Source organism: Serratia sp. JKS296 (genome assembly GCF_900215445.1).
Classification (GTDB): Bacteria; Pseudomonadota; Gammaproteobacteria; order Enterobacterales; family Enterobacteriaceae; genus Serratia; species Serratia marcescens.
The window spans coordinates 1,961,886-1,985,391 of the sequence record NZ_OCMX01000001.1; the positions used below are offsets into that span (position 1 = coordinate 1,961,886).

The 23,506-nt window shown below is 62.5% G+C and carries 28 protein-coding genes; 11 read left to right on the forward strand and 17 right to left on the reverse strand.

All coding sequences use genetic code 11. From position 1 onward, the window contains the following. Positions 1-72: 72 nt before the first annotated feature. From CRO23_RS09275 to flgA, 3 genes are all read right to left on the reverse strand, one after another. Positions 73-507: a flagella synthesis protein FlgN gene (locus CRO23_RS09275; RefSeq protein ID WP_016927294.1), complete on the reverse strand. Its 435-nt coding sequence runs from the start codon at positions 505-507 to the stop codon at positions 73-75. 39 nt (positions 508-546) lie between these two features. Continuing rightward, complete coding sequence (gene flgM / locus CRO23_RS09280; RefSeq protein WP_016927295.1) at positions 547-858, reverse strand: flagellar biosynthesis anti-sigma factor FlgM; 312 nt, start codon at positions 856-858, stop codon at positions 547-549. Between the two features lie 129 nt (positions 859-987). Beyond that, positions 988-1,641, reverse strand: a complete 654-nt coding sequence (gene flgA / locus CRO23_RS09285; protein ID WP_048795391.1) for a flagellar basal body P-ring formation chaperone FlgA — start codon at positions 1,639-1,641, stop codon at positions 988-990. Positions 1,642-1,801: 160 nt separating this feature from the next. Between flgA and flgB the strand changes: the two genes are divergently transcribed. The 11 genes from flgB (at position 1,802) to flgL (ending at position 11,957) form a co-directional block, all read left to right on the forward strand. Next, the gene (gene flgB, locus CRO23_RS09290) at positions 1,802-2,215 is read left to right on the forward strand and encodes a flagellar basal body rod protein FlgB (protein ID WP_015378256.1); all 414 of its coding nucleotides are present in this window, start codon (positions 1,802-1,804) and stop codon (positions 2,213-2,215) included. Positions 2,216-2,220: 5 nt separating this feature from the next. Beyond that, positions 2,221-2,625 (forward strand): flagellar basal body rod protein FlgC, encoded by a 405-nt coding sequence (flgC, locus tag CRO23_RS09295; protein ID WP_004934826.1) that lies wholly within the window; start codon positions 2,221-2,223, stop codon positions 2,623-2,625. Between the two features lie 12 nt (positions 2,626-2,637). Further along, positions 2,638-3,315, forward strand: coding sequence for a flagellar hook assembly protein FlgD (gene flgD / locus CRO23_RS09300; protein ID WP_016927297.1), 678 nt, complete (start codon positions 2,638-2,640; stop codon positions 3,313-3,315). A gap of 54 nt (positions 3,316-3,369) precedes the next feature. Then, on the forward strand, positions 3,370-4,593 hold the full coding sequence (gene flgE, locus CRO23_RS09305; protein ID WP_016927298.1) for a flagellar hook protein FlgE: 1,224 nt from the start codon (positions 3,370-3,372) through the stop codon (positions 4,591-4,593). 12 nt (positions 4,594-4,605) lie between these two features. Next, positions 4,606-5,361, forward strand: coding sequence for a flagellar basal body rod protein FlgF (locus CRO23_RS09310; RefSeq protein ID WP_016927299.1), 756 nt, complete (start codon positions 4,606-4,608; stop codon positions 5,359-5,361). Between the two features lie 18 nt (positions 5,362-5,379). Beyond that, positions 5,380-6,162, forward strand: coding sequence for a flagellar basal-body rod protein FlgG (gene flgG / locus CRO23_RS09315; protein WP_049299126.1), 783 nt, complete (start codon positions 5,380-5,382; stop codon positions 6,160-6,162). 83 nt (positions 6,163-6,245) lie between these two features. Continuing rightward, entirely contained in the window at positions 6,246-6,947 is a 702-nt protein-coding gene (gene flgH, locus CRO23_RS09320) for a flagellar basal body L-ring protein FlgH (protein ID WP_004934817.1), read from the forward strand. Between the two features lie 10 nt (positions 6,948-6,957). Next, on the forward strand, positions 6,958-8,058 hold the full coding sequence (locus tag CRO23_RS09325) for a flagellar basal body P-ring protein FlgI (protein ID WP_004934816.1): 1,101 nt from the start codon (positions 6,958-6,960) through the stop codon (positions 8,056-8,058). After that, on the forward strand, positions 8,058-9,002 hold the full coding sequence (flgJ, locus tag CRO23_RS09330) for a flagellar assembly peptidoglycan hydrolase FlgJ (RefSeq protein WP_049299127.1): 945 nt from the start codon (positions 8,058-8,060) through the stop codon (positions 9,000-9,002). The genes CRO23_RS09325 and flgJ overlap by 1 nt, the downstream gene beginning before the upstream one ends. A 286-nt stretch (positions 9,003-9,288) precedes the next feature. Next, a complete protein-coding gene (gene flgK, locus CRO23_RS09340; protein ID WP_016927301.1) occupies positions 9,289-10,938 on the forward strand; it encodes a flagellar hook-associated protein FlgK in 1,650 nt (549 codons plus the stop codon). A 59-nt stretch (positions 10,939-10,997) separates the two neighbouring features. Continuing rightward, the gene (gene flgL / locus CRO23_RS09345) at positions 10,998-11,957 is read left to right on the forward strand and encodes a flagellar hook-associated protein FlgL (protein WP_016927302.1); all 960 of its coding nucleotides are present in this window, start codon (positions 10,998-11,000) and stop codon (positions 11,955-11,957) included. A gap of 272 nt (positions 11,958-12,229) precedes the next feature. Here the strand turns inward: flgL and sra are convergent, their stop codons facing one another. From sra to fliF, 14 genes are all read right to left on the reverse strand, one after another. Then, on the reverse strand, positions 12,230-12,364 hold the full coding sequence (gene sra / locus CRO23_RS25055) for a stationary-phase-induced ribosome-associated protein (protein WP_087763075.1): 135 nt from the start codon (positions 12,362-12,364) through the stop codon (positions 12,230-12,232). 352 nt (positions 12,365-12,716) lie between these two features. Next, entirely contained in the window at positions 12,717-13,499 is a 783-nt protein-coding gene (fliR, locus tag CRO23_RS09355) for a flagellar biosynthetic protein FliR (RefSeq protein WP_033640028.1), read from the reverse strand. Between the two features lie 2 nt (positions 13,500-13,501). Further along, positions 13,502-13,771, reverse strand: coding sequence for a flagellar biosynthesis protein FliQ (gene fliQ, locus CRO23_RS09360; RefSeq protein ID WP_004934803.1), 270 nt, complete (start codon positions 13,769-13,771; stop codon positions 13,502-13,504). A gap of 21 nt (positions 13,772-13,792) precedes the next feature. Then, complete coding sequence (gene fliP, locus CRO23_RS09365) at positions 13,793-14,554, reverse strand: flagellar type III secretion system pore protein FliP (RefSeq protein ID WP_004934802.1); 762 nt, start codon at positions 14,552-14,554, stop codon at positions 13,793-13,795. After that, positions 14,551-14,955 carry a flagellar biosynthetic protein FliO gene (gene fliO, locus CRO23_RS09370; protein WP_097101832.1) on the reverse strand — a complete coding sequence of 135 codons (405 nt, stop codon included), beginning with the start codon at positions 14,953-14,955 and terminating at the stop codon, positions 14,551-14,553. Before fliO ends, fliP begins: the two co-directional genes overlap by 4 nt. Beyond that, positions 14,955-15,371, reverse strand: coding sequence for a flagellar motor switch protein FliN (gene fliN / locus CRO23_RS09375; protein WP_004934799.1), 417 nt, complete (start codon positions 15,369-15,371; stop codon positions 14,955-14,957). The genes fliO and fliN overlap by 1 nt, the downstream gene beginning before the upstream one ends. After that, positions 15,364-16,368 (reverse strand): flagellar motor switch protein FliM, encoded by a 1,005-nt coding sequence (gene fliM / locus CRO23_RS09380; RefSeq protein ID WP_004934798.1) that lies wholly within the window; start codon positions 16,366-16,368, stop codon positions 15,364-15,366. Before fliM ends, fliN begins: the two co-directional genes overlap by 8 nt. Before the next feature lie 5 nt (positions 16,369-16,373). Further along, positions 16,374-16,859 carry a flagellar basal body-associated protein FliL gene (fliL, locus tag CRO23_RS09385; RefSeq protein ID WP_016927307.1) on the reverse strand — a complete coding sequence of 162 codons (486 nt, stop codon included), beginning with the start codon at positions 16,857-16,859 and terminating at the stop codon, positions 16,374-16,376. Positions 16,860-17,024: 165 nt separating this feature from the next. Then, positions 17,025-18,254 (reverse strand): flagellar hook-length control protein FliK, encoded by a 1,230-nt coding sequence (locus tag CRO23_RS09390; protein WP_016927308.1) that lies wholly within the window; start codon positions 18,252-18,254, stop codon positions 17,025-17,027. Next, a complete protein-coding gene (gene fliJ, locus CRO23_RS09395; protein ID WP_016927309.1) occupies positions 18,251-18,697 on the reverse strand; it encodes a flagellar export protein FliJ in 447 nt (148 codons plus the stop codon). Before fliJ ends, CRO23_RS09390 begins: the two co-directional genes overlap by 4 nt. 21 nt (positions 18,698-18,718) lie before the next feature. After that, entirely contained in the window at positions 18,719-20,080 is a 1,362-nt protein-coding gene (fliI, locus tag CRO23_RS09400; RefSeq protein ID WP_004934781.1) for a flagellar protein export ATPase FliI, read from the reverse strand. Continuing rightward, entirely contained in the window at positions 20,080-20,784 is a 705-nt protein-coding gene (fliH, locus tag CRO23_RS09405; protein ID WP_097101834.1) for a flagellar assembly protein FliH, read from the reverse strand. Before fliH ends, fliI begins: the two co-directional genes overlap by 1 nt. After that, positions 20,777-21,769, reverse strand: coding sequence for a flagellar motor switch protein FliG (fliG, locus tag CRO23_RS09410; protein ID WP_004934775.1), 993 nt, complete (start codon positions 21,767-21,769; stop codon positions 20,777-20,779). Before fliG ends, fliH begins: the two co-directional genes overlap by 8 nt. Next, entirely contained in the window at positions 21,766-23,460 is a 1,695-nt protein-coding gene (gene fliF / locus CRO23_RS09415) for a flagellar basal-body MS-ring/collar protein FliF (protein ID WP_048794699.1), read from the reverse strand. The genes fliG and fliF overlap by 4 nt, the downstream gene beginning before the upstream one ends. Positions 23,461-23,506 lie beyond the last annotated feature (46 nt).

Sequence of the window (23,506 nt, forward strand, 5' to 3'; positions counted from 1 at the left end):
AAATGCGACGGGATGCGCAGAAGCCGGTTAACGCATGCCCGGTGATAGGCTCACCGGGCGAAATGAGTCAGGTCAGACGCCGATTTTTCTGCCGAGCAGGCTGCCGGCGTGCGACTGGCCATCTGGGCCATACAGCGATTTGTTGTTTTTGCTGAGGATGGCCAGCGCCTGCGCGTTATGGTCGATCTGCTGATTGAGCAGCAGACCGTTGTGCTGGTTCTTTTCGCGCAGCGTTTGGCTCAGCAACTGAACGCGCTGCCAACGATCGGCCAGGGGCGCTTGGCTGGCATAGGGGGCGCGTTGCCCGCAGGTTTTTTCCTGCCCCAGGCGCTGTTGCTCGAGGTAAGCGACCGTCGCCAGCAGTTGGCTTTTGGCATCGGTGACGCGCTGCAAGGCCACGCCCGGCAACTGGCCGGAACACAGCAAGTCGTGCTCTTCCTCCAGCACGCCGTTGAGCGCCTGCAGCGTTTCCAACAGTTTGTCCAGCAGTTGTGCCAGGTTTTCCATAGTAATGACTTATCCTTTACCGCTACTCGCCGCGCGCTGTCAGTCGCGTCCGGCGATCCATTGAACATCGCTCTGCGCGTCTTGCAGCAGCGCATCGGCGATTTTGCCGGCGTCCATCTTCAGTTCGCCGTTGCGGATCGCCTGCTTGATGGCCTCGACCCGACCCATATCGATATCCTGGGTGCCCGGCTGCATCAGGCGCGCCTGCGCCTCGCTCAGTTTGACCTGCGTGCCGCTGACGGCGGTTTCCGCCACGGCGGCCTTGCGCGATTGGAGCGGGTTGTCGGCCGGGGTTTCTCGCGGTTGCACAGTGGAAACCGGCTGTAACCGCTGGGTGCGATCGATACTCATGGTCCATCTCCGTTTACGCCGTGACCGCTCGCGGGCGACGACGCTGCAATGAAAGTTTTGCGGCCCTGGTGGCCAATAAAATGCTGCTTGATTTGTCTTATCGGCAAGGTTTGCGGAACCTTTACTTTTTTATAACGTAATGCGGATCGCGCCGTCGTCCCCGACCACGCCGCTGACGATCTGCCCGGAGGCCATGCGCACCCGCACGCTGTCTTCGGCGGCGGCGTTGTTCATCGCCTTGCCCGCACCGCTGATGCTGAATCCTTCGCCCTGTGCGTTGACCTGCACCGGTTGCCCTGCCTTGATAATCCAGGCGCGGCGCAGCATGGCGAGGGTCAGCGGCTGACCGGGGCTGATGTTGCGCAGGCTGACGGCGCCCAACGCTTTGCCCGCTTCGGTCAGCGCGCGCGGCGGCAGGGTATCGAGCCGGCCTGCTTTCAACGCCAGATCCGCCGCCGTCAAGCGGCTGCCGGCGCTGATGCCGCGCGCCGAAACGAGATAGCGGCCGAACACCTGCACCTGCGTCTGGATAAAACGCCGCTCCTGCCCACAGCGCGCCGAAATGCTGACGTTGCCGCCGATCCGCGCGTTGGGTGGCAGCGACAGCTGCGGCAGTTCGCAAGCGGGCCATTGGTTCGGCGGCGTGCGCACCCGCACTTTTACCTGTACCGGTTCACCGCTGAACTTGCCCTGGATGAAGCTTTCGATTTGCGTCGCCAGATCGTCGGCGCGCGCGTTCAGACTGCACAGCAGGCCGATAAGCAGCAGCATTTTACCTTTCATCGTCATCTTCTCAAGCTTCATCGGGATACGCGTAAGTGTACCCGCAGCGCGCGCAGGCTAAGCAGATAAATAGCGCCCCATTTTGCGTTTATTCCCGCGATAGGGTGGCGCAGGGGGCGTTTATGCTGTCGACTCCAAATTCTAACCTCGCGGAGGGAGCATGCTCGACAAACTGGACGCGGCTCTGCGCTTTGGCCAAGAGGCGCTGAACTTGCGCGCCCAGCGGCAGGAAATTCTGGCCGCCAACATCGCCAACGCAGACACGCCGGGTTATCAGGCGCGGGATATCGATTTCGCCAGCCAATTGAACAAGGTGCTGGAGCAGGGGCGCGTCAGCGGCAACGGCATGGCGCTCAACCTGACGGCGGCGCGCCACATCCCGGCGCAGACCCTGCAGCCGCCACAGCTCGATCTGCTGTTCCGAGTGCCGGACCAGCCGTCGATGGACGGCAACACGGTGGACATGGATCGCGAACGCACCAACTTTGCCGATAACAGCCTGAAATATCAGACCGACCTGACGCTGCTCAATGGGCAGATCAAAGGGATGATGTCCGTGCTGCAACAAGGATAAGGCACATGTCTTTACTGAATATTTTTGATATCTCCGGCTCGGCGTTATCGGCGCAATCCCAGCGCATGAACGTCAGCGCCAGCAACATGGCCAATGCCGACAGCGTGACCGGCCCGGACGGCGAACCTTACCGCGCCAAGCAGGTGGTGTTCCAGGTCGCGGCGGCGCCGGGGCAACCGACCGGCGGCGTGCGCGTCGCCCAGGTGGTGGACGATCCGGCGCCCGAGCGTCTGGTGTATCAGCCGGGCAACCCGCTGGCGGACGCCAAGGGGTATGTGCGCATGCCGAATGTCGACGTGGTAGGGGAAATGGTCAACACCATCTCCGCTTCCCGCAGCTACCAGGCCAACGTCGAGGTGCTCAACACCACCAAGTCGATGATGATGAAGACCCTGACGCTGGGTCAGTAACCGGAGCTTCCCATGGCTATTGCCGCAACCACCAACGAGTCGTTGGATAACACCGTCATCGGTAACAACAGCAAAAATACCAACAGCCAGGATCTGCACAACAGCTTCCTGACGCTGCTGGTGGCGCAGTTGAAAAACCAGGATCCGACCAATCCGATGCAGAACAACGAGCTGACGTCGCAGCTGGCGCAGATCAACACCGTTCAGGGTATCGAAAAGCTTAACACCACGCTGGGGTCGATCTCCGGCCAGATCAACAGCAACCAGTCGCTGCAAGCCACCGCGCTGATCGGTCATGGCGTGATGGTGCCAGGCAACAACATTCTGGTCGGCAGCAAGGATGGCAAGGTCAGCACCACGCCGTTCGGCGTGGAACTGGAGCGCGCCGCCGATCAGGTGACAGCCACCATCACCAACGCCAGCGGGCAGGTGGTGCGCACCATTGAAATCGGCGGCCTGACCGCCGGCGTGCACGCCTTCACCTGGGACGGCTCGCTGGATGACGGCTCCACCGCGCCCGACGGCGCCTACAAAGTGGCGATTAACGCCAAAGGCAACGGCGAGCAACTGGTGGCGCGCAGCCTGCACTTCGGGCTGGTGAACGGCGTGATCCGCGACGGCAACGGCGCCAAGCTGGATCTCGGCCTGGCGGGCAACGCCACCCTGGAAGACGTGCGACAGATCTTATAACCCCAAGCATCAGGCTCAATCGGACGATAGCCTGACCACTATTCGGAGAATAACATGGCCTTTTCTCAGGCAGTCAGCGGCTTGAACGCGGCAGCAACCAACCTGGACGTGATCGGTAACAACATCGCCAACTCCGCGACTGCGGGCTTCAAATCCGGCAGCGTCTCCTTCGCCGACATGTTCGCCGGTTCGCAGGTCGGGCTGGGCGTCAAAGTGTCCGGCATCACCCAGAACTTCAAGGGCGGCACCACCACCGGCACCAGCCGCGCGCTGGATGTGGCCATCAACGGCAACGGCTTTTTCCGCATGCAGGATAAAGATGGCGGCATCTTCTATACCCGCAACGGCCAGTTCAAGCTGGACGAGAACCGCAACCTGACCAACATGCAGGGCCTGCAGCTGACCGGCTACCCGGCGGCCGGCTCTCCGCCGACCATCCAGCAGGGCGCCAACCCGGTGCCGCTGAGCATTCCTGAAGGCATGATGAACGCCAAGGCGTCCACCTCCGGCGAGATGGTGGCCAACCTGAAGTCCACCCATAAAGTGCCGGAGAACAAGACCTTCGATCCGACCAAACAGGACAGCTACAACTACGTCAACACCATCACCGCCTACGACTCGCTGGGCAACGCGCACAACATCAACGCCTACTTCGTGAAGACCGAAGACAACAAGTGGCAGGTCTACACCCAGGACGGCAGCGCGGCTCCGGTGGATGCCGGCACCATGGAGTTCAGCACCAGCGGCAACCTGGTCAAAACCACCAGCACCAACGGCGCGCCGGGCGAGTTCAGCATGGTGATCCCGATGGCCGCCAAAGACGGCGCGCCGGCGCAAAACTTCACCCTGAGCTTCGCCGGCAGCATGCAGCAGAACGTGGGCAGCGACTCGGTGAGCAAAGTGGCGCAGGACGGCTATGCCGCCGGTGAATACACCAACTTCCAGATCAACAACGACGGCACAGTGGTGGGTATCTATTCCAACCAGCAGACTCAAGTGCTGGGCCAGATCGTCATGGCCAACTTCTCCAACCCGGAAGGGCTGGCGTCGCAGGGCGATAACGTGTGGCAGGAAACCGGCGCGTCCGGTCAGCCGCGCGTCGGTCTGTCGGGCGGCGGCGGCTTCGGTAAGCTGACCAGCGGCGCGCTGGAGTCTTCCAACGTCGATCTGAGCCAGGAGCTGGTGAACATGATCGTCGCACAGCGTAACTACCAGTCCAACGCCCAGACCATCAAGACGCAGGACTCCATCCTGCAGACGCTGGTTAGCCTGCGCTGATAGGGCCGAGTTATGGATCACGCGATTTATACCGCGATGGGCGCGGCGCGCCAAACGCTGGAACAGCAGTCCATTACCGCCAACAACCTGGCCAATGCGTCGACGCCGGGCTTTCGCGCCCAGCTCGCCGCATTGCGCGCGGTGCCGGTCGACGGGCCGAGCCTGGCGACACGCACATTGGTAACCGCGTCGACGCCGGGCGCCGACATGAGCCAGGGGGCGCTGAACTACACGGCGCGCCCGCTGGACGTGGCGCTGCAGCAGGACGGTTTCCTGGCGGTGAGCCTGCCGGGCGGCGGTGAGGCCTATACCCGCAACGGCAACATTCAGATTTCCTCCACCGGGCAGTTGACGGTGCAGGGGATGCCGGTGATGGGCGACGGCGGCCCAATCGAGGTGCCGCCGTCGGCGGAGATCACCATCGCGGCCGACGGCACCATTTCGGCGCTGAACGCCGGCGATCCGCCGAACACCATCGCGCAGATCGGCCGCCTGAAGCTGGTGAAGGCCGATGCGCGCGAAGTGATGCGCGGTGACGACGGACTGTTCCGCCTGACGCCGGAAACCCAACAGCAGCGCGGCAATCAGTTGCAAAACGATCCGCAGGTGCGGGTGATGCCCGGGGTGCTGGAAGGCAGCAACGTCAAGCCGATGGAGACCATGGTCGACATGATCGCCAACGCCCGCCGTTTTGAAATGCAAATGAAGGTCATCCACAGCGTGGATGAAAACGAACAGCGTGCCAACTCACTGCTCTCAGTGAGCTAAGCAGCAAGGAAATAACCGATGATTCCATCCTTATGGATTGCCAAAACCGGTCTGGACGCGCAGCAGACCAACATGGACGTGATCGCCAACAACCTGGCGAACGTCAGCACCAACGGCTTCAAGCGCCAGCGTGCGGTATTTGAAGATCTGCTGTACCAGACCATGCGTCAGCCGGGCGCGCAGTCCTCCGAGCAGACTACGCTGCCTTCCGGTCTGCAGATCGGCACCGGCGTGCGTCCGGTGGCGACCGAGCGGTTGCACAGCCAGGGCAACCTGTCGCAGACCAACAACAGCAAAGACGTCGCCATCAAGGGGCAGGGTTTCTTCCAGGTGATGCTGCCGGATGGCACCCAGGCCTACACCCGCGACGGGTCGTTCCAGATCGATCAGAACGGCCAGTTGGTCACCTCCAGCGGTTTCCAGGTGCAGCCGGCGATCACCATTCCGGCGAACGCGCTGTCCATCACCGTCGGCCGCGACGGCATCGTCAGCGTCACCCAGCAAGGGCAAACCACCGCCCAGCAGGTGGGCCAACTGACGCTGACGACCTTTGTCAACGACAGCGGTCTGGAGAGCGTGGGCGAGAATCTGTATCAGGAAACCGAAAGCTCGGGCGCGCCGAACGAGAGCACGCCGGGGCTGAACGGCGCCGGTCTGCTGTATCAGGGCTACGTGGAAACCTCCAACGTCAACGTGGCGGAAGAGCTGGTCAACATGATCCAGACTCAGCGCGCTTATGAGATCAACAGCAAAGCGGTATCGACCTCCGATCAGATGCTGCAAAAGCTGACGCAACTGTAATCTGTCCTTGACGGGCCCGGCATGCCGCGCCCGTCATTCTCTTTCGTGAAACAAAGGCGATACCCGTGGTAACCACATATTCGATGGCAATCCTGCCGCGGCAGGGACAACGCTGGCTGGCGGGAATGGTGATGCTGACGCTGAGCGGCTGCGCTTATATTCCGCACAAACCGCTGGTGGACGGCGCGACCACGGCGCAACCCGCGCCGGCCAGCGCGCCGATGCCGAACGGCTCGATCTTCCAGACGGTGCAGCCGATGAACTACGGCTATCAGCCGCTGTTCGAAGACCGCCGGCCGCGCAACGTCGGCGACACCCTGACCATCGTGCTGCAGGAAAACGTCAGCGCCAGCAAAAGCTCCTCCGCCAATGCCAGCCGCAACGGCGCCAGCAAGTTCGGCGTCGCCACCTCGCCGCGTTACCTCGACGGCCTGTTGGGCAATGCGCGTGCCGATATGGACATTTCCGGCGACAGCACCTTCGGCGGCAAGGGCGGCGCCAACGCCAACAACACCTTCAACGGCACCATCACGGTGACGGTCAACCAGGTGCTGGCCAACGGCAACCTGCACGTGGTGGGGGAAAAGCAGATCGCCATCAACCAGGGCACCGAATTCATCCGCTTCTCCGGCGTCGTCAACCCGCGCACCATCAGCGGCAACAACTCGGTGACCTCGACGCAGGTGGCGGACGCGCGTATCGAATACGTCGGCAATGGCTATATCAACGAAGCGCAGACCATGGGCTGGCTGCAGCGCTTCTTCTTAAATGTTTCACCGTTCTAAGGATTGACTGATGCTGAAAAAATGGTTTATCGCGCTGTGCGTCGGGCTGGTGTGCTTGCCGGCGGCGGCGGAGCGCATCCGCGATCTGGTGACGGTGCAGGGCGTGCGAGACAACGCCCTGATCGGCTACGGCCTGGTGGTGGGGCTGGACGGCTCCGGCGACCAGACCATGCAGACGCCGTTCACCACCCAAAGCTTGAGCAACATGCTGTCGCAGCTGGGCATCACCGTGCCGCCGGGCACCAACATGCAGCTGAAAAACGTGGCGGCGGTGATGGTGACCGCCAAACTGCCGCCGTTCTCACGCGCCGGGCAGAACATCGACGTGGTGGTTTCTTCGATGGGCAACGCCAAGAGCCTGCGCGGCGGCACCTTGCTGATGACGCCGCTCAAAGGCGTGGATAATCAGGTCTATGCCCTGGCGCAGGGCAACGTGCTGGTCGGCGGCGCGGGCGCGGCGGCCGGCGGCAGCAGCGTGCAGGTCAACCAGCTGGCGGGCGGGCGCATCAGCAACGGTGCCACCATCGAGCGCGAGCTGCCGACCACCTTCGGCAGCGGCGGCGTTCTCAACCTTCAGCTGAACGACGAGGATTTCACGCTGGCGCAGCAGATCAGCGATGCCATCAACCGCCAACGCGGCGGCGGCACCGCGACGCCGCTCGACGCCCGCACGATCCAGGTGCTGGTGCCGCAGGGCAATAGCTCTCAGGTGCGCTTCCTGGCGGAGATTCAAAACATCACCGTCAACGTCGGGGCGATGGACGCTAAAGTGATCATCAACTCGCGCACCGGTTCGGTGGTGATGAACCGCGATGTGATCCTCGATTCTTGCGCCGTCGCCCAGGGCAACCTGTCGGTGGTGGTCGATCGGCAGAACACCGTCAGCCAACCGACGACGCCGTTCGGCGGCGGCCAGACGGTGGTGACGCCTAACACCCAGATCTCGGTGCAACAGCAGGGCGGATCGCTGCAGAAAGTGAACGCCAGCGCCAACCTGAACAACGTGATCCGGGCACTGAACGCGCTGGGCGCCACGCCGATCGATCTGATGTCGATCTTGCAGGCGATGCAGAGCGCCGGCTGCCTGCGCGCCAAGCTGGAAATCATCTGATGGCCGGCGATCTGATGGCGATGTCGGGCGCGGCCTATGACGCCCAGGCGCTGAACGGCCTGAAGCGCGACGCGGCGGCCGACCCGCAGGGCAACCTCAAGCAGGTGGCGCAGCAGGTAGAAGGCATGTTCGTGCAGATGATGCTGAAAAGCATGCGTTCCGCCTTGCCGCAGGACGGGGTGTTGAGCAGCGACCAAACGCGGCTGTATACCTCGATGTACGACCAGCAAATCGCCCAGCAGATGTCGCAAAAAGGGCTGGGGCTGGCCGACATGATGGTCAAGCAGATGAGCAACGCCAACGCGGTGCCGAGCGAAACGGCGGGCCTGTCGCCGATGGCGCTGGACAACGAGGTGCTGCAAACGCTGCCGAACCAGGCGCTGGAGCAAATGGTGCGCCGGGCGATGCCGAAGGCCCCGCCGGCCGCCGCGCCGCTGTCGCTCAACAACGGCAACTTCGTCGCTCGCCTGTCGATACCGGCGAAGGTCGCCAGCCAGCAGAGCGGCATTCCGCATCAGCTGATCGTCGCGCAGGCGGCGCTGGAGTCCGGTTGGGGGCAGCGCGAAATCCCGACATCAGACGGCACGCCGAGCTACAACCTGTTCGGCATCAAGGCCGGCGGCAGCTGGAGCGGACCGGTGACGGAGATCACCACCACCGAGTTCGAACAGGGTGCGGCGAAGAAGGTGAAGGCGAAGTTCCGCGTCTACGGTTCCTATGTGGAAGCGATCGCCGATTACGTCAAGCTGTTGACCAACAACCCGCGCTACGCCGATGTGGCCGCTGCGCGCAGCCCGGAGCAGGCGGCGCATGCGCTGCAACGCGCCGGGTACGCCACCGACCCGCAGTACGCCAGCAAACTGGTCAGCGTGATTCAGCAGATGAAGAACGCGGGGGAGCAGGCGGTGAAAGCCTATACCCACGATCTGAACGATTTGTTCTAAATCCCCCGTCATTCTTGACGCTGCAGCGGCGTTGATTGCACAAGCTCGCCCCGGTCACTTGGCTTAATCAAGCTCCCGGGGGCTCCCTTGCTTGTCGTCTTGCTGCGGCGCCAATTATTTAGGGGATAGGCGGTAATGGAGGCTCGCTGGATGCTGACCGCATTGCCGCTTTTTTTCCTCAAGTTCTTCTCATTTTTGCCGATAACCGAAACAGGCTGAGCGAACAGGCTCGGCAGCTCAATTAAGAACCCTGTGGGCCACCGGCGCCGCAGCATAAGGAATTCCGATGTCCAATAGCTTAATCAATACCGCGATGAGCGGGCTGAATGCGGCTCAGGTGGCGCTCAGTACCGTCAGCAACAACATCTCCAACTACAACGTGGCGGGCTATAACCGTCAGACCGCGATCCTGGCGCAGAATGGCGGCATGGCCACCATGAGCGGCTTTATCGGCAACGGCGTGACCGTCACCAGCGTCAACCGCGAATACAACCAGTTCATCACCAACCAGCTGCGCGGCGCACAAAGCGCGTTCGGGGCGCAAAACGCCTATTACGAGAAGATTTCACAGATCGACAACCTGTTGGCGAGCAAGACCAACCCGCTGTCGACCAACATGCAGGACTTCTTCACCAACCTGCAGAACCTGGTGAGCAACGCCGGTGACGACGCCGCGCGCCAGACGGTGCTGGGCAAGGCTAACGGCCTGGTGAACCAGTTCAACAACACCGATAAATTCCTGCGCGATATGGATAACGGCGTTAATCAGCAGATCAGCGATACGGCGCAGCAGATCAACAGCTACGGCCAACAGATCGCCAAGCTGAACGACGAGATCACCCGTTTGCGCGGCAGCGCCGCCGGCGAGCCGAATGCGTTGCTGGATCAGCGCGATCAGCTGGTCACAGAATTGAACCAGCTGGTGGGCGTACAGGTCACGCAGCAGGACGGCGACGCCTATACCGTCTCCTTCGCCAACGGCTTGACGCTGGTGCAGGGCAGCAACACCTATCAGGTGGAAGCCGTGCCTTCCAGCAGCGATCCTTCCCGTCTGACCATCGGCTATAACCGCGGCAACGGCGCCAGCGAAGTGCCGGAAGGCCAGATCACCAGCGGCACGCTGAGCGGCGTGCTGAAATTCCGCAGCGAAACGCTGGACGGCGTGCGCAATCAACTGGGCCAGTTGGCGCTGGCGATGGCGGACAGCTTTAACCAACAGCATCGCGCCGGCTTCGATCTGAACGGCGATGCGGGCGGCGACTTCTTCAGCTTCAGCGGCGGCCGGGTGGTGGATAACACCCGCAACACCGGCGACGCGTCGCTGTCGGTCGCTTACACCGATACCGGCAAGGTGAAAGCCAACGATTATCGCGTCGAGTTCGACGGCAGCAACTGGCAGGTCAGCCGCCTGCCGGACAACGTGAAAGTCAACGCGACGCCGGGCACCAGCGCCGACGGCAAACCGACGCTGAACTTCGACGGGTTGGAAGTGAGCATCGACGGCAATGCGCAAGCCAAAGACAGCTTTACCGTGAAGCCGGTCAGCGACGTGGCGGGCAACCTGAAAGTGGCCATCACCGATTCGTCCAAGATCGCCGCCGCCGGTAAAGACGACAGCGGGCGCGGCGATAACGAAAACGCCAAGAAGCTGCTGGATCTGCAGACCAAAAACCTGGTGGACGGCAAGGCGACCCTGAGCGGCGCTTACGCCGGCATCGTCAGCGGCGTCGGCAACCAGACCGCTGCCGCCAAGGCCATCGCCACGTCGCAGGCCAAGATCGTCACGCAACTGGGCGCGCAACAGCAGTCGATGTCCGGCGTCAACCTTGACGAAGAGTATGGCGAGCTGCTGCGTTTCCAGCAGTACTACATGGCCAACGCGCAGGTGATTCAGACCGCCAGCTCGCTGTTCGACGCGCTGCTGAATATTCGTTGATTTCATTGTTAATCGGCGCCGATAACGGCGCCGGTCGCTCAGAGTAAGGAACCCACAGCATGCGCATGAGCACCAGCATGATGTACCAACAGAACATGAACGGCATCACGGGCAACCAGTCGCTGTTCATGAAGGCGGCCGAGCAGCTTTCTTCGGGCAAGCGGGTGATCAACCCGTCCGACGATCCGCTGGCGGCGTCGCGCGCGGTGATGTTGTCGCAATCGCAGGCGGAAAACAGCCAGTACACGCTGGCGCGCACCTTCGCTCGTCAGAACGTGTCGATGGAAGAAACGGTATTGGCCGGCGCGACCTCCACCATCGCGGACATGAAGGCGCTGATCGTCAACGCTGGCGGCACCGAAAGCGATAACGATCGCCAGTCGCTGGCCACCCAGCTGCAGGGGCTGAAAGATCAGCTGCTGAATCAGGCCAACAGCACCGACGGCAACGGCCGCTATATGTTCGGCGGGTATGTGAACGACAAGGCGCCGTTCGTCGATAACGGCGGCACCGTCAGCTATCAGGGCGGCGACAAGACGGTTCAGCAGAAAGTGGACGCCAACCGCACCATGACCATCGGCCATACCGGCAACGCGGTGTTCATGTCGTTGACCAGCAACCCTAAGCCCGAGCCGGACGGCAGCGCGCCGGTCAGCAACGTATTCGAGAGCATCGATATCGCGCTGAACGCGCTGAAAACCCCGCTGCAGGGCGCCGACGAGGCCACCAAGCAGCAGGTGAACGATGCGCTGGCGAAAGCCAACCGCGGCCTGGACAACTCCTACAACAACGTGCTGAGCGTGCGCGCCGAGCTGGGCAGCCAGCTGCAGGAGATGGATCAGCTGGACAGCATCGGTAAAGAGCGTGACATGACCAACCAGATCCAGATGAGCGCGTTGACGGATGCCGACCTGGCCGAGTCTATCTCGTCTTATTTCATGCAGCAGGCGGCGCTGCAGGCGTCGTATAAAACCTTCAGCGATATGCAGGGCATGTCGCTGTTCCAGATGAATCGTTAAGAGCAATACCCCGTTGCCTGACCGCGACGGGTTTCCCTTTAGTGCGCTTAGAAAACGCCTTCTCCGCCCCGCGGGGAGGGAGGCTTCTTGAAACCGGGCGCACTCGTTTGGCGCGTCACTCGTTCTCCCACTACTGACTGAGTGACGCGCCTTTTTTTCATCAGGAAAGTAATAATAAGATTGTCACCCCTGTTTAATGCGTAACGGCATTATTGAAATCAGTGGCGGAAAAATCGCGATAGATATTATTTCCCTGACGATAAATAGCGCTGCTATTTCTTTTTCTTCTCCACTTTCCATTTTCCGCCGTCGGCCGTCTCGGTAAACGAAACTCTAAACTTGTTGCTTTTCCAGTGGGTCAAACCAAATAACCGGCGTGCTTTTCGGTTGCTTTTCGCTTTAATCATGAATTCGCTCCTGTGGTTAGCAAAGGTCGATGCTGCGCCCTGCAGCCGGCGGGCGCCGGACGCATTTATTCAGGGTGTAAGTTATCTGTCGCGCATTTAACTCTGCGTGACTGCGTTATTTTTTATTTTCACTTGGGAGTCAACGTTTTTATCGCCGCTGATGGCTAGCGTGGTACAAGCGATATTTCTGTTGCCGGGTCTATTCTAGGTCGGGGTTTTATTTATTCAAGCCGCCGGAGACATTTGAACCTTAATCCGGATAAAAGCCGTTTCTCAGGCTTTTGTCCCAAGAAAGCGTTTTTATTGCCATTTTGTCTTAGGCGGAAGAGGGGGAAGGAAGGGGCCGCCGGATTCAGAAGGTCATGCCGCCGATCACCGCCGCCAATCGATCGAACACTTCGCCGAACAGGTGTTCGCAGAACGGCGCCAGCATCGGCATCATCATGCCCAGCGTCATGATGCCGAAGGTCATGGTGACCGGGAAGCCGATCACGAAGACCGACAGCTGCGGCGTCATGCGGTTGAGCAGGCCGAGCGCCATGTTGAGCGTCAGCAGCAGGCAGATCAGCGGCAGCGCCAGCATCATGCCGTTGATGAAGATCAGCGAGCCGACCTGAGTCAGCACCAGGAAGCCGTTGCCGTTCAGCGGCTGCGTTTGGACAGGCAGGGTGTGGAAACTGTCCGCCAGCAGCGAAATCAGCCACAGATGGCCGTCAAAGCTGAGGAACAGCAGCATCGCCAGCAGGTTGAGCAGGCGCGCCAGCACCGGCATGTTCGGGCCGCCGCTGGGATCGAAGAAGGTGGCGAACGACAGGCCCATCTGCATGCCGATCACTTCGCCCGCCAGGCGCACCGCCGCGAAGGCGAACTGCATGGTCAATCCCAGCGCCACGCCGATCAGAATCTGTTGGATCGCCAGCCACAGGCCGGCGGCGGAGAAGATCGGGATATTGCTGGCGGGCAGCGTCGGCGCGATCAGGATGACGATCAGCCCGCCAAGGCCGATTTTGACCTTTTTGCTGATCTGCTTTTCGCTGAATATCGGCGCGGTGCCGATCAGCGCCAGAATGCGCAGTAGCGGCCAAAAATAGTGGCTGAGCCAAACGGTGAGTTGGGCGCTGTCGAAGGCGAGCACGGTCAGCCGATCAGGGTTGGCAGGTTGCTGAACAGGGTGCGCATGTAGTCCAGCAGCAGGTTCAACATCCAGGGGCCGGCGATGATGATGGTGGCCACCACCGCCAGAATTTTAGGGATGAACGACAGCGTCATTTCGTTGATCTGGGTGGCGGCCTGCAGCAGGCTGACGACCAGACCGCTGATCAGCGCCGCCAGCAGCAGCGGGGCGGCCAGCGCCAGCGCGACTTTCATCGCCTCGGTGCCGAGCGCCATAACCGATTCAGGTGTCATCTCGCGTTCTCCGGTCAGGGGTTACGAATAGAAACTCTGCGCCAGCGAGCCGAGCAGCAGCTGCCAGCCATCGACCAGCACGAACAGCATCAGCTTGAACGGCAGCGAGATAGTGGCCGGCGGCACCATCATCATCCCCAGCGCCATCAGCACGCTGGCGACCACCAGGTCGATGATCAAGAACGGAATAAACACCGTAAAGCCGATCTGGAAGGCGGTTTTCAGTTCACTGGTGACGTAGGCGGGCAGCAGTATGCGCATCGGCACCGCTTCCGGGCCGGCCAGCGGCGGCTGATTGGCCAGTCTGGCGTACAGCGCCAGGTCGGTTTCGCGCGTTTGCCGCAGCATGAATTCGCGCAGCGGCTGCGCGCCTTTATCCAGTGCGACCTCCAGCCCGATCTTGTCCTGGCTGAACGGCAGATAGGCGTCCTGATAAACCTTGTCGAACACCGGCGACATGATGAAGAAGGTCAGGAACAGCGCCAGCCCCAGCATCACCTGGTTCGGCGGCGCCGAAGGCGTGCCCAGCGCGTTGCGCAGCAGGCCGAGCACGATGATGATGCGGGTGAAGCTGGTCATCATCAGCAGCATGGCCGGCAGGAAGGTCAGTGAAGTCAACAGCACCAGCGTCTGCACCGGCAGCGACCAGCTTTGGCCGCCATTGGCCAGCGGTTGGCTGATCAGCCCCGGCAGTTGTGCAAAAGCCGCCGGGCTGATCAGCAGCAGGGCGGCGGGGAGCCAAACCGCCGGGCGGCGGACGAGGGTATGAAGAGTCGAGGTCATGCCGATTTTTCCGGGCGTTTCATAACTTTTTGCATCAGTTGACGGAAGTCCGCCGGTGTCGCCGCGTCGGCCGCGCCCTCGTCTTTCGGCGGGGCGGGCAGGGTGTGCAGCGGGGTGATCTGCTGGGCGGTGACGCCCAATACCAGCAAGGTGTCGTCGACTTCCACCACCACCACGCGTTCACGCTGCCCGACCTGGCAACTGGCGCGCAGGTTGAGCAGTTTGTTGTTGCGCGCCTGCGGGGCGAAACCCAGCCGACGGAACAGCCAACCGGCCAGCAGGATCAGCAGCAGAATGCCGCCGAGCGCGCTGCTGACCTGCATCAACACCGAACCGGCCGGCAAGGCCGGCGCGGCGGGGGGGTGGGTGCTTTGGACGGTAACGGGTGCCGCGGCGGTCATCAGCGGCTCAGTCGACGCATGCGTTCGGAGGGGGTGATGATGTCGGTGATGCGCACGCCGAACTTGTCGGCCACCACCACCACTTCACCTTGCGCGATCAGGTAACCGTTGATCAGGATATCCAGCGGTTCGCCGGCCAGGCCGTCCAGCGCCACCACCGAGCCTTGCGACAGGCGCAGCAGCTCTTTGATGGTCATCTTGGTGCGCCCCAGTTCCACGGTCAGCTTGACCGGAATATCCAGGATCAGGTCGATATCCTGCAGGCTGCCGAGCGCATCCTGAGCTTCCAGCGACTTGAACACCCCTTCGGTGCTCGCGCCGGATTTCTCTGAAGACTGCTGCTCGTTAAACGCATCAGCCCACAGATCGTCTACGGATTCCTTTCCTTCGCCAGACGGTTGCTTAGGATCACTCATTGGGCTGTTCCTCACTCAGAGCATTCAAAATAGGGTTAATCAAATGTTCAACACGCAGGGCGTATTGCCCGTTCAACGTGCCGTATTGGCTGGTCAGAACCGGTACGCCGTCCACATGGGCGATCAGGCGTTCCGGCTTGTCTATCGGTAATACATCGCCCGGTTGCAGCTTCAGGACTTTCGACAGCCGCATCGGGATATCGACGAAGTTGGCGATCAGTTCCAGTTCGGAATGCTGCACCTGCTTCACCAGGGTTTCGCGCCAGTGGCTGTCTTCCTGCCGCGAGTTTTCCAGCGGCGGGTTGGTCAACAGCTCGCGCAGCGGTTCGATCATCGCGAACGGAATGCAGATGTTGAACTCGCCGGTCAGCGCGCCGATCTCCACCTGGAACGGCGTGGTGACCACGATGTCGTTCGGCGAGGTGGTGATGTTGGTGAACTTCACCTGCATTTCGGCGCGCACGTATTCCACGTCGATTTTGTAGATGGCGCTCCAGGCGTCGCCATAGGCGTCCAACGCCAGGCGCAGCATGCGTTTGATCACCCGCTGTTCGGTCGGAGTGAATTCGCGGCCTTCGACCTTAGTCGGGAAGCGGCCGTCGCCGCCGAACAGGTTGTCGACGGCGATGAACACCAGACTCGGCGCGAACACGAACAGGGCAGTGCCGCGCAGCGGATTCAGATGCACCAGGTTCAGGTTGGTCGGCACCGGCAGGTTGCGGGCGAACTCGTGATACGGCTGGATTTTGATCGGGCCGACGGTAATGTCCGGGCTGCGGCGCAGCAGGTTGAACAACCCCATGCGGAACTGCCGGGCAAAACGTTCGTTGATGATTTCCAGCGCGTGCAGACGCTCGCGCACCACGCGGCGCTGGGTGTTCGGATCGTAAGGCTTGACCTCGCTCTCTTTGCCGACCACCGCCTCGGGTTCATCACCCGCGCTGTCGCCGTTGAGCAAGGCGTCGATCTCTGCCTGTGAAAGAATGCTATCGCCCATAGTGATTACCGCAGTATGAAGGCGGTGAACAGCACGTCGCTGACCACCTGCTTCGGTTGTCCCTTAACCAGCGGCGGGCTGAGCACGTCCTTAATCTGCGCCACCAGCTGTTGCTTCCCTTGTTCATTGGCCAACTGGCTCGCTTCCTGGCGGGAGAGCAGCATCAGCAAGCGGCTGCGCACTTCTGGCAGAAAATCGTTCAGCTGACGGCGGGTACTTTCGTCCGGCAGACGCAGCGTGAGGCCGATGTACAGCACGCGATCCGGGTTGTTGTCCGGCGTCACCAGGTTGACGGTAAAGGTGTCGAGCGGCATGAACACCGGCGCGGCCGGCGGTTGCTGTTTGGCGGCGGCCGGTTCGGCGCCGTTTTTATGCTGTTGCAGCAGCCACCAGCTGTAGCCCGCGGCGCCACAGGCGACGACGCTGATCAACACCAGCAGGATGACCAGAAGGGAGCGTTTCGGTGCTGCCGGAAGGGTGTTCTGAGACATAGCCAAATCTAATTCCTGTTGTTCCACCCGCGGCCGGCGAGGCGGCGGGCATGGCGCGCGGCAAAGCCGCACGCATGACATGTAAAGGTATTATCGCGTCTATCGCGGCGTGCAATAGCCTGAATAGACGCGCAAATGGGTGCCAGCTTGGGCGTTTGCGGCGGCTCAGGCGAAAATATCGACGCCGTTGACCGCGCTGGCCATGCGCTGCAGCGCCATCGGCGCGCTGACGCCATCGGCGGCCGCAGCCTCATCGCCAGGGTGTTCCGCATAGCTGGAACGCCCCTGGCTGTTGGAGGCCTGCTGCTGCGCCTGTTGCCATTGTGGCGTGGACTCGCCGCCCACGCTGCTCTGCCCCAGGTTGATGCCGCTCTCCGCCAGCGCGTGGCGCAGCTGCGGCATCGCCGCTTCCACCGCCGCGCGCACCTGGCCGTGAGCGGAGGCGATGTGCAGTTGCGCCTGCTGATCGTCCAGTTTCAACGTGATCTGCAAGGCGCCCAGCTCCTGCGGATGCAGACGCAGCTCGGCGCTTTGCTGGCCGTTGCGATGGAACATCAGCACCTGTTGGTTCAACGCCTGCTGCCATTCCGGGCTACCCAACTGCGCGTTTAACTGCGGCGTAGGCGGCGCCGTCACCAGTGAGCCGGCCGGGGCGGCCGTTTGCGTTGGGCTGGCGGCGGCCAGGGCGACGGCGTGATTGAGCGTCGGCTGCTGCTGGGTATCGCCCGCCGGCAGCGGCTGTGCGGCACTTGCGCGCTCGCCGCTGGTCGATTGCGGGAGCGCCGCCGTGGCATTATCGCCATCGGCTGCAGGCGTTTTCGTGCCTGTTCCTGTCGGAGCAGGGGATGCCGATGAACGCGCGGCGGTGTTATCACCGGCCGCCGCAATGTTCAGCAGGCCATTGCCGGTCTGCAGCGCGGCCGCATCGTCAGCGTTTTCCACCGGCAGCGGCCGTTGGCCATCGGCTGGCTGAGGCTGGGCGACGATCGCGGCCGGCAGCATGGCATACAGCGCCTGCAGCGTCGCGGCATCCAGCTCTTTGGCGGCGGCGATCGGCGGCTGCGCCGGTTTATCGCCGGCCACGAGCGTCTCGCTCTCGGCGCCTTCAGGTGAAAGCGCGTCGGCTGGGGTTGCCAGACCCGGCAGCAGGCCGCCGCGCTCGCCGAAGGTGGCCAGCAGTTGATTGAGCTGATTGCGGCTCAGGGCCGGGGCGCGTTCATCGTCCGCGCTCAGCGCGACCGGCGGCTGTTTGCCGTCGGCGGCGGGCGCAAAACGTGCGCCGAGCAGTTGGGCGAAAGCGGATGACAGCTGGCTCTCATCCAGCGCCGACGTCAGTTCGGCCAGACCGCCGGCATCGCCGGGTAAGGCCAGGCCGGGCAGGGCGTTCAGATTCATGGGTTGATATTCCTTTGTGCACTGCGTTGAGCGAACTCATCCATCAGTTTTTGATCCCGTTTATTCTCCTGCTGCTGCTCCGCATTTATGGCGCGGGTATGCAGAGTCTCGAAAGCATTCAGCCGCTGTTGTTTGTCTTGCCATTGCTTCACCGCATGATCCACTTTCTGCCCCCACTGCAGCAGCTGCTGGCGGTGCTGGTCGATGGCCTGTTCCAGCGTGCCGATAAACTGCTGGTAGTTTTGCCAGCGAGAGCTGTCCATGCCGTCGCAAAGCGTATGATTCAGCTTCTGGCGATATTCGTCCTGATAGTTGAGCAGCATCGACAGCTGTTGCTCCGCCGCCTGCTGCGCCTGCCGCACCTGGCCAAGCTGTTGCGCGGCCTGTTCCACCGCATCCTGCGCCAGATCGCGCAGGGTAATCAGGGGGGATTGTGATTTCATCGCTGTGCGCCTCTGGTGACGTTAAACAATCAACTGCTGCAGCTGTTGACAGGCTTCATCGTAGCCGCTGCGTTCAAAGATGCCCTGTTGCAGGTACGCTTCCATCTGCGGGTACAGCGTCATCGCTTTGTCCAGCAACGGATCGCTGCCCGCCGCGTAGGCGCCGACGCTGATCAGATCGCGGTTGCGCTGATAGCTGGCCAGCATCTGCTTGAAGGTGCGTACCCGGCGGTAATGCTCTTCGTCGATCAGCGATGTCATGGCGCGGCTGATTGACGCTTCGATGTCGATCGCCGGGTAGTGGCCGGCCTCCGCCAGCCGCCGCGACAGCACCACGTGGCCGTCGAGGATGGCGCGCGCCGAGTCGGCGATCGGATCTTGCTGATCGTCCCCTTCGGTCAACACGGTGTAGAAGGCGGTGATGGAGCCGCCGCCGCTGATGCCGTTGCCCGCGCGTTCCACCAGCGCAGGCAGCTTGGCGAAGACCGAGGGCGGATAGCCTTTGGTCGCCGGCGGTTCGCCGATGGCCAGGGCGATCTCACGCTGCGCCATGGCGTAGCGGGTAAGGGAGTCCATGATCAGCAACACGTGCTGCCCGCGATCGCGGAAATCTTCGGCGATGCGGGTGGCGTAGGCCGCCCCCTGCATGCGTAGCAGCGGCGACACGTCCGCCGGCGCAGCGATCACCACCGAGCGCGCCCGGCCTTCGGCGCCGAGAATGTTCTCGATAAAGTCTTTGACCTCGCGGCCGCGCTCGCCGATCAGGCCAACGACGATCACATCCGCCTGGGTATAACGGGCCATCATGCCGAGCAACACGCTCTTGCCGACGCCGGAGCCGGCGAACAGGCCCATGCGCTGGCCGCGACCGACGGTCAGCAGACCGTTGATGGTGCGCACCCCCACGTCCAGCACCTGCTCGATCGGCGTGCGCTGCAAGGGGTTGAACGGCGCGGTGATCAGCGGCGCGCGGTAACCGGTTTCCGGCGAAGGCAGGCCGTCGAGCGGTTTGGCGCTGCCGTCCAGCACGCGCCCCAGCAGCGCCGGGCCGAGCGGCAGCTGTTTGCCGGCGCTTTGGCCTTCCGGCGCGATGCGGGCGTAAACCCGCGCGCCCGGCACGATGCCTTCGACTTCTTCCAGCGGCATCAGGAACAGCCGTTGGCCGTTGAAGCCGACCACTTCGCTTTCCACTTCCTGCACCTCACCGGCGTCGTGCCGTTCGATGAGGCAGGTCGCCCCGAGCGGCAGCTGCAGGCCGGTAGCCTCCAGCACCAACCCGGTGGCGCGGGTCAGGCGACCGTAGCGGCGCACCGTCGGCGCGCGGGCGATGCGTTTTTCCAGCGTATCCAGAGAACTCAGCCAGCGGCCGAGACGCGCGGTCATCAGACTTCTCCCGGTGCCGCCAGGCGGCACAGTTCATGCCAGCGCGTCGCCAGGCTGGCGTCAAGATCGCCTTCCTCGGCGCTGACCTTGCAGCCGCCCGGATGCAGTTTGCCGTCCGCCAACAGGCGCCAGCCGTGCAGGCTGAGGGTAACCCCCAACTGCTGCTCGACGCGTGGATAGTCGTCCGGGTGGACCCGCAGCTGCGGCTTGCCGTTGAACATCGGCTCCTGTTGAATCAGCTGTTGGATCTGCGCGAGCAGGGCGGTGCCGTCGCACACCGGCGGCTGGCCCAGCACCTGTTTGGCGGCGGTCAATGCCAGTTGCATCAGCCGCGAAGCGATCACGCTGTCGAGCGCGTCCAGCGTGTGCTGGAATTCAGTAACCAACTGCTGCCAGTGGGCGGTCAGCGGCTGTTGCTGCTGCTGCGCTTCCAACAGCCCTTGCTGACGGCCTTCTTCCAGACCGGACTGAAAACCGGCTTCATAGCCTTTTTGCTGGCCGTCGGCATAGCCCAACTGCTGGCCCTGTTGCTCGGCCTGCAGCCGCAGCGTCGCCAACTGCTGCTGCAATTCGGCCTGCGCGTCCGGCGACGGATCGCTTTGTTCGAGATCCGGCAGCGGCGGCAGTTCGAACGCCGGTTTCTGTTCGCCCAAATCGTTGAGCGACCAGGGCTGCCAGGGCAGGGTGTTAATGCGATCAGACATAGGTGTCCTCGCCGCCGCCGATGATCATTTCGCCGGTTTCCGCCAGGCGTCTTACCACCAACAGGATGGCTTTCTGCTCGTTCTCCACCTGCGACATGCGCACCGGCCCACGGTTGGCCAGATCGTCGCGCAGGATGTCGGCGGCGCGTTGCGACATGTTCTTGAGGAACTTCTCGCGCAGCGGCTGTTCGGCGCCTTTCAACGCGATCAGCAGCGACTCGCCTTCCACTTCCTGCAGCAGGCGCTGGATGCTGCGATCGTCGACTTCCACCAGGTTTTCGAACAGGAACATCTCGTCGATGATCTTCTGCGCCAGCTCGCCGTCGTATTCGCGCATCGCGTCGATGACCGCTTCTTCCTGCTGGGTTTTCATCAGGTTGATGATCTCGGCGGCGGTGCGCACCCCGCCCATTTTGCTGCGCTTGAGGTTCTGGCCGTCGAGCAGGTTGTTCAGCACTTCGGTCAGCTCTGCCAACGCCGCCGGCTGCACGCCGCCGAAGGTGGCGATACGCAGCATCACGTCGTTGCGCAGGCGCTCGTCGAACAGGGCCAGGATGTCCGCCGCCTGGCCGCGTTTGAGGTGCACCAAAATAGTGGCGATGATCTGCGGGTGTTCGTCGCGGATCAGATCGGCGGCGCTCTGCGGCTCCATAAAGTTGAGCGTTTCCATGCCGGTGGTGGTCTCGCGCGATTCGAGAATGTCTTCCAGCAGGCTGGCGGCGCGCTCTTCGCCCAGCGCCTTGACCAGCACCGAGCGCAGGTAGTCGCTGGCGTTGACGCTCAGCGCCGCGTATTGCTCGGCGTCGTCTTCAAACTCGGTCAGTATTTCGCCGAGCTGTTTGTGTGAAACCTGGCTCATGCCGGCCATGGTGCCGCTCAGCAGCTGTACTTCGCGCGAGGAGAGGTGTTTGAACACCTCCGCCGCGCGATCTTCACCCAGCGTCATCAGCAAGATGGCGCTTTTGTCGGTTCCGGTCAGGCTCATATCTCGTTACTCATCCATTGGCGGATTACCAGAGCGACCACGCGCGGGTCTTTGTCAGCCAGATCGCGGATCCGCTGGCTCTGGACTTCTGCGCTGACGCGCTGCTGCGATTTGCGACGCTGCGCCAGCTCCTCGTTGCTCGGTTTGTTGCTGTCGACCGCTTTGGCGGCAGGGGCGTTGGCGGCGGCGATGGCGGCCTGTTGCGCAGCCTGGCGCTGTTGCAGCTGCGGCCGCACCAGTTTGCGCCACAGCAGCCAGGCCACCAGCAGCACCAGCAGATAGCGGCCCGCGTCGATCAGGCGATCGATAAACGACTGGCTTTGCCAGAACGGCAGTTCGCCACCGGTCACCTGAGTGTCGGTAAACGGCGTATTGACCACGTTCAGGGTATCGCCACGGCTGCTGGAGTAGCCCATCGCTTCACGCACCAGCGCTTCGATCTGCGCCAACTGCTCTTTGCCCATCGGCTGCGGTTTGCCGTCTTTACCGGTGCCCAGGTAGTTGACCACCACGGCGACCGACAGACGCTGCACGGTGCCGGCTTTGTGCTGGGTATGGCGGATGGTGCGATCGAGCTCGTAGTTGGTGGTCGCGTCGCGTCGGGTATTTTGCGGCACGCCGCTGGCCGCCGCGCTGCGGGTGGTTGCGGCGTTTTGCGCGGTGGCGTTGGCATTGTTGCCTGCCGCGGGCTTGGCGGTTTCAATCGGCGCGGTGGCCGGCGCGCTCGGTTGGTTGGACAGCGCGCCTGGCACGCCACCCACCTGCGGCCCGCCGATCTGTTCGCTCAGGCTGGTTTGCTGGGAGCGGATAGCGGCTTTGTCCGGCTGCTGGTTCGGCTGGTATTGTTCATCGGTTTGCTCGCGCGTGGCGAAGTCGATCTGCGCTGTGACCTGCGCACGCACGTTGGCGCTGCCGACCACCGGAGCGAGGATCGCTTCGATGCGGCGCTGGAAGCCGTTTTCCACTTCGTTGGCGTATTTCAGCTGCGAAGCGTTGAGATCGCGCCCGGTGCCGTCGGACTGGGTCAGCAGGCGGCCGGCCTGATCGACCACGGTTACGTTGCCCGGCGGCAGGCCGGCGACGCTGCTCGACACCATATAAACGATGGCGTTGATCTGGCCGTCGTCCAGCGCACGGCCGGGTTGCAGGGTGAGCGTTACCGAGGCGGAAGGGGATTTCTGTTCGCGCACGAACAGCGAAGGTTTAGGCAGCGCCAGGTGAACGCGGGCGTTTTGCACCGGCCCCAGCGATTCGATGGTGCGCGACAGCTCGCCCTCGAGGGCGCGCTGATAGTTAATCTGCTCGCTGAACTGGCTGATGCCGAATTTTTCCTGGTCCAGCAGTTCGAAGCCGACGGCGCCGCCTTTCGGCAGCCCTTGCTGCGCCAGACGCAGACGGGTTTCATGCACCTTTTCCGCCGGGATCAGCAGCGCCGCGCCATTCTCGGCAAAGCGGTAAGGGATGTTCATCTGCGTCAGTTGGGTGACGATGGCGCCGCCGTCGCGGTCGTTCAGATTGCTGTACAGCACGCGGTAGTCGGGGCTTTTCACCCACAACAGCAGCGCGACGACGATCGCGATCGCGGCGGAAGCGGCGACCAGCAACGGAATTTTCGGGTTGGCGCGCAGACGGTTCCAGATGGCCTGCAGGCCGTTGTCGCGGCTTTCGCCGGCGGTTATCGAAGCACTCATTTTAGGTCTCGTCCTTCAATGGCGCTCACGATCCCGTACGGGCCGC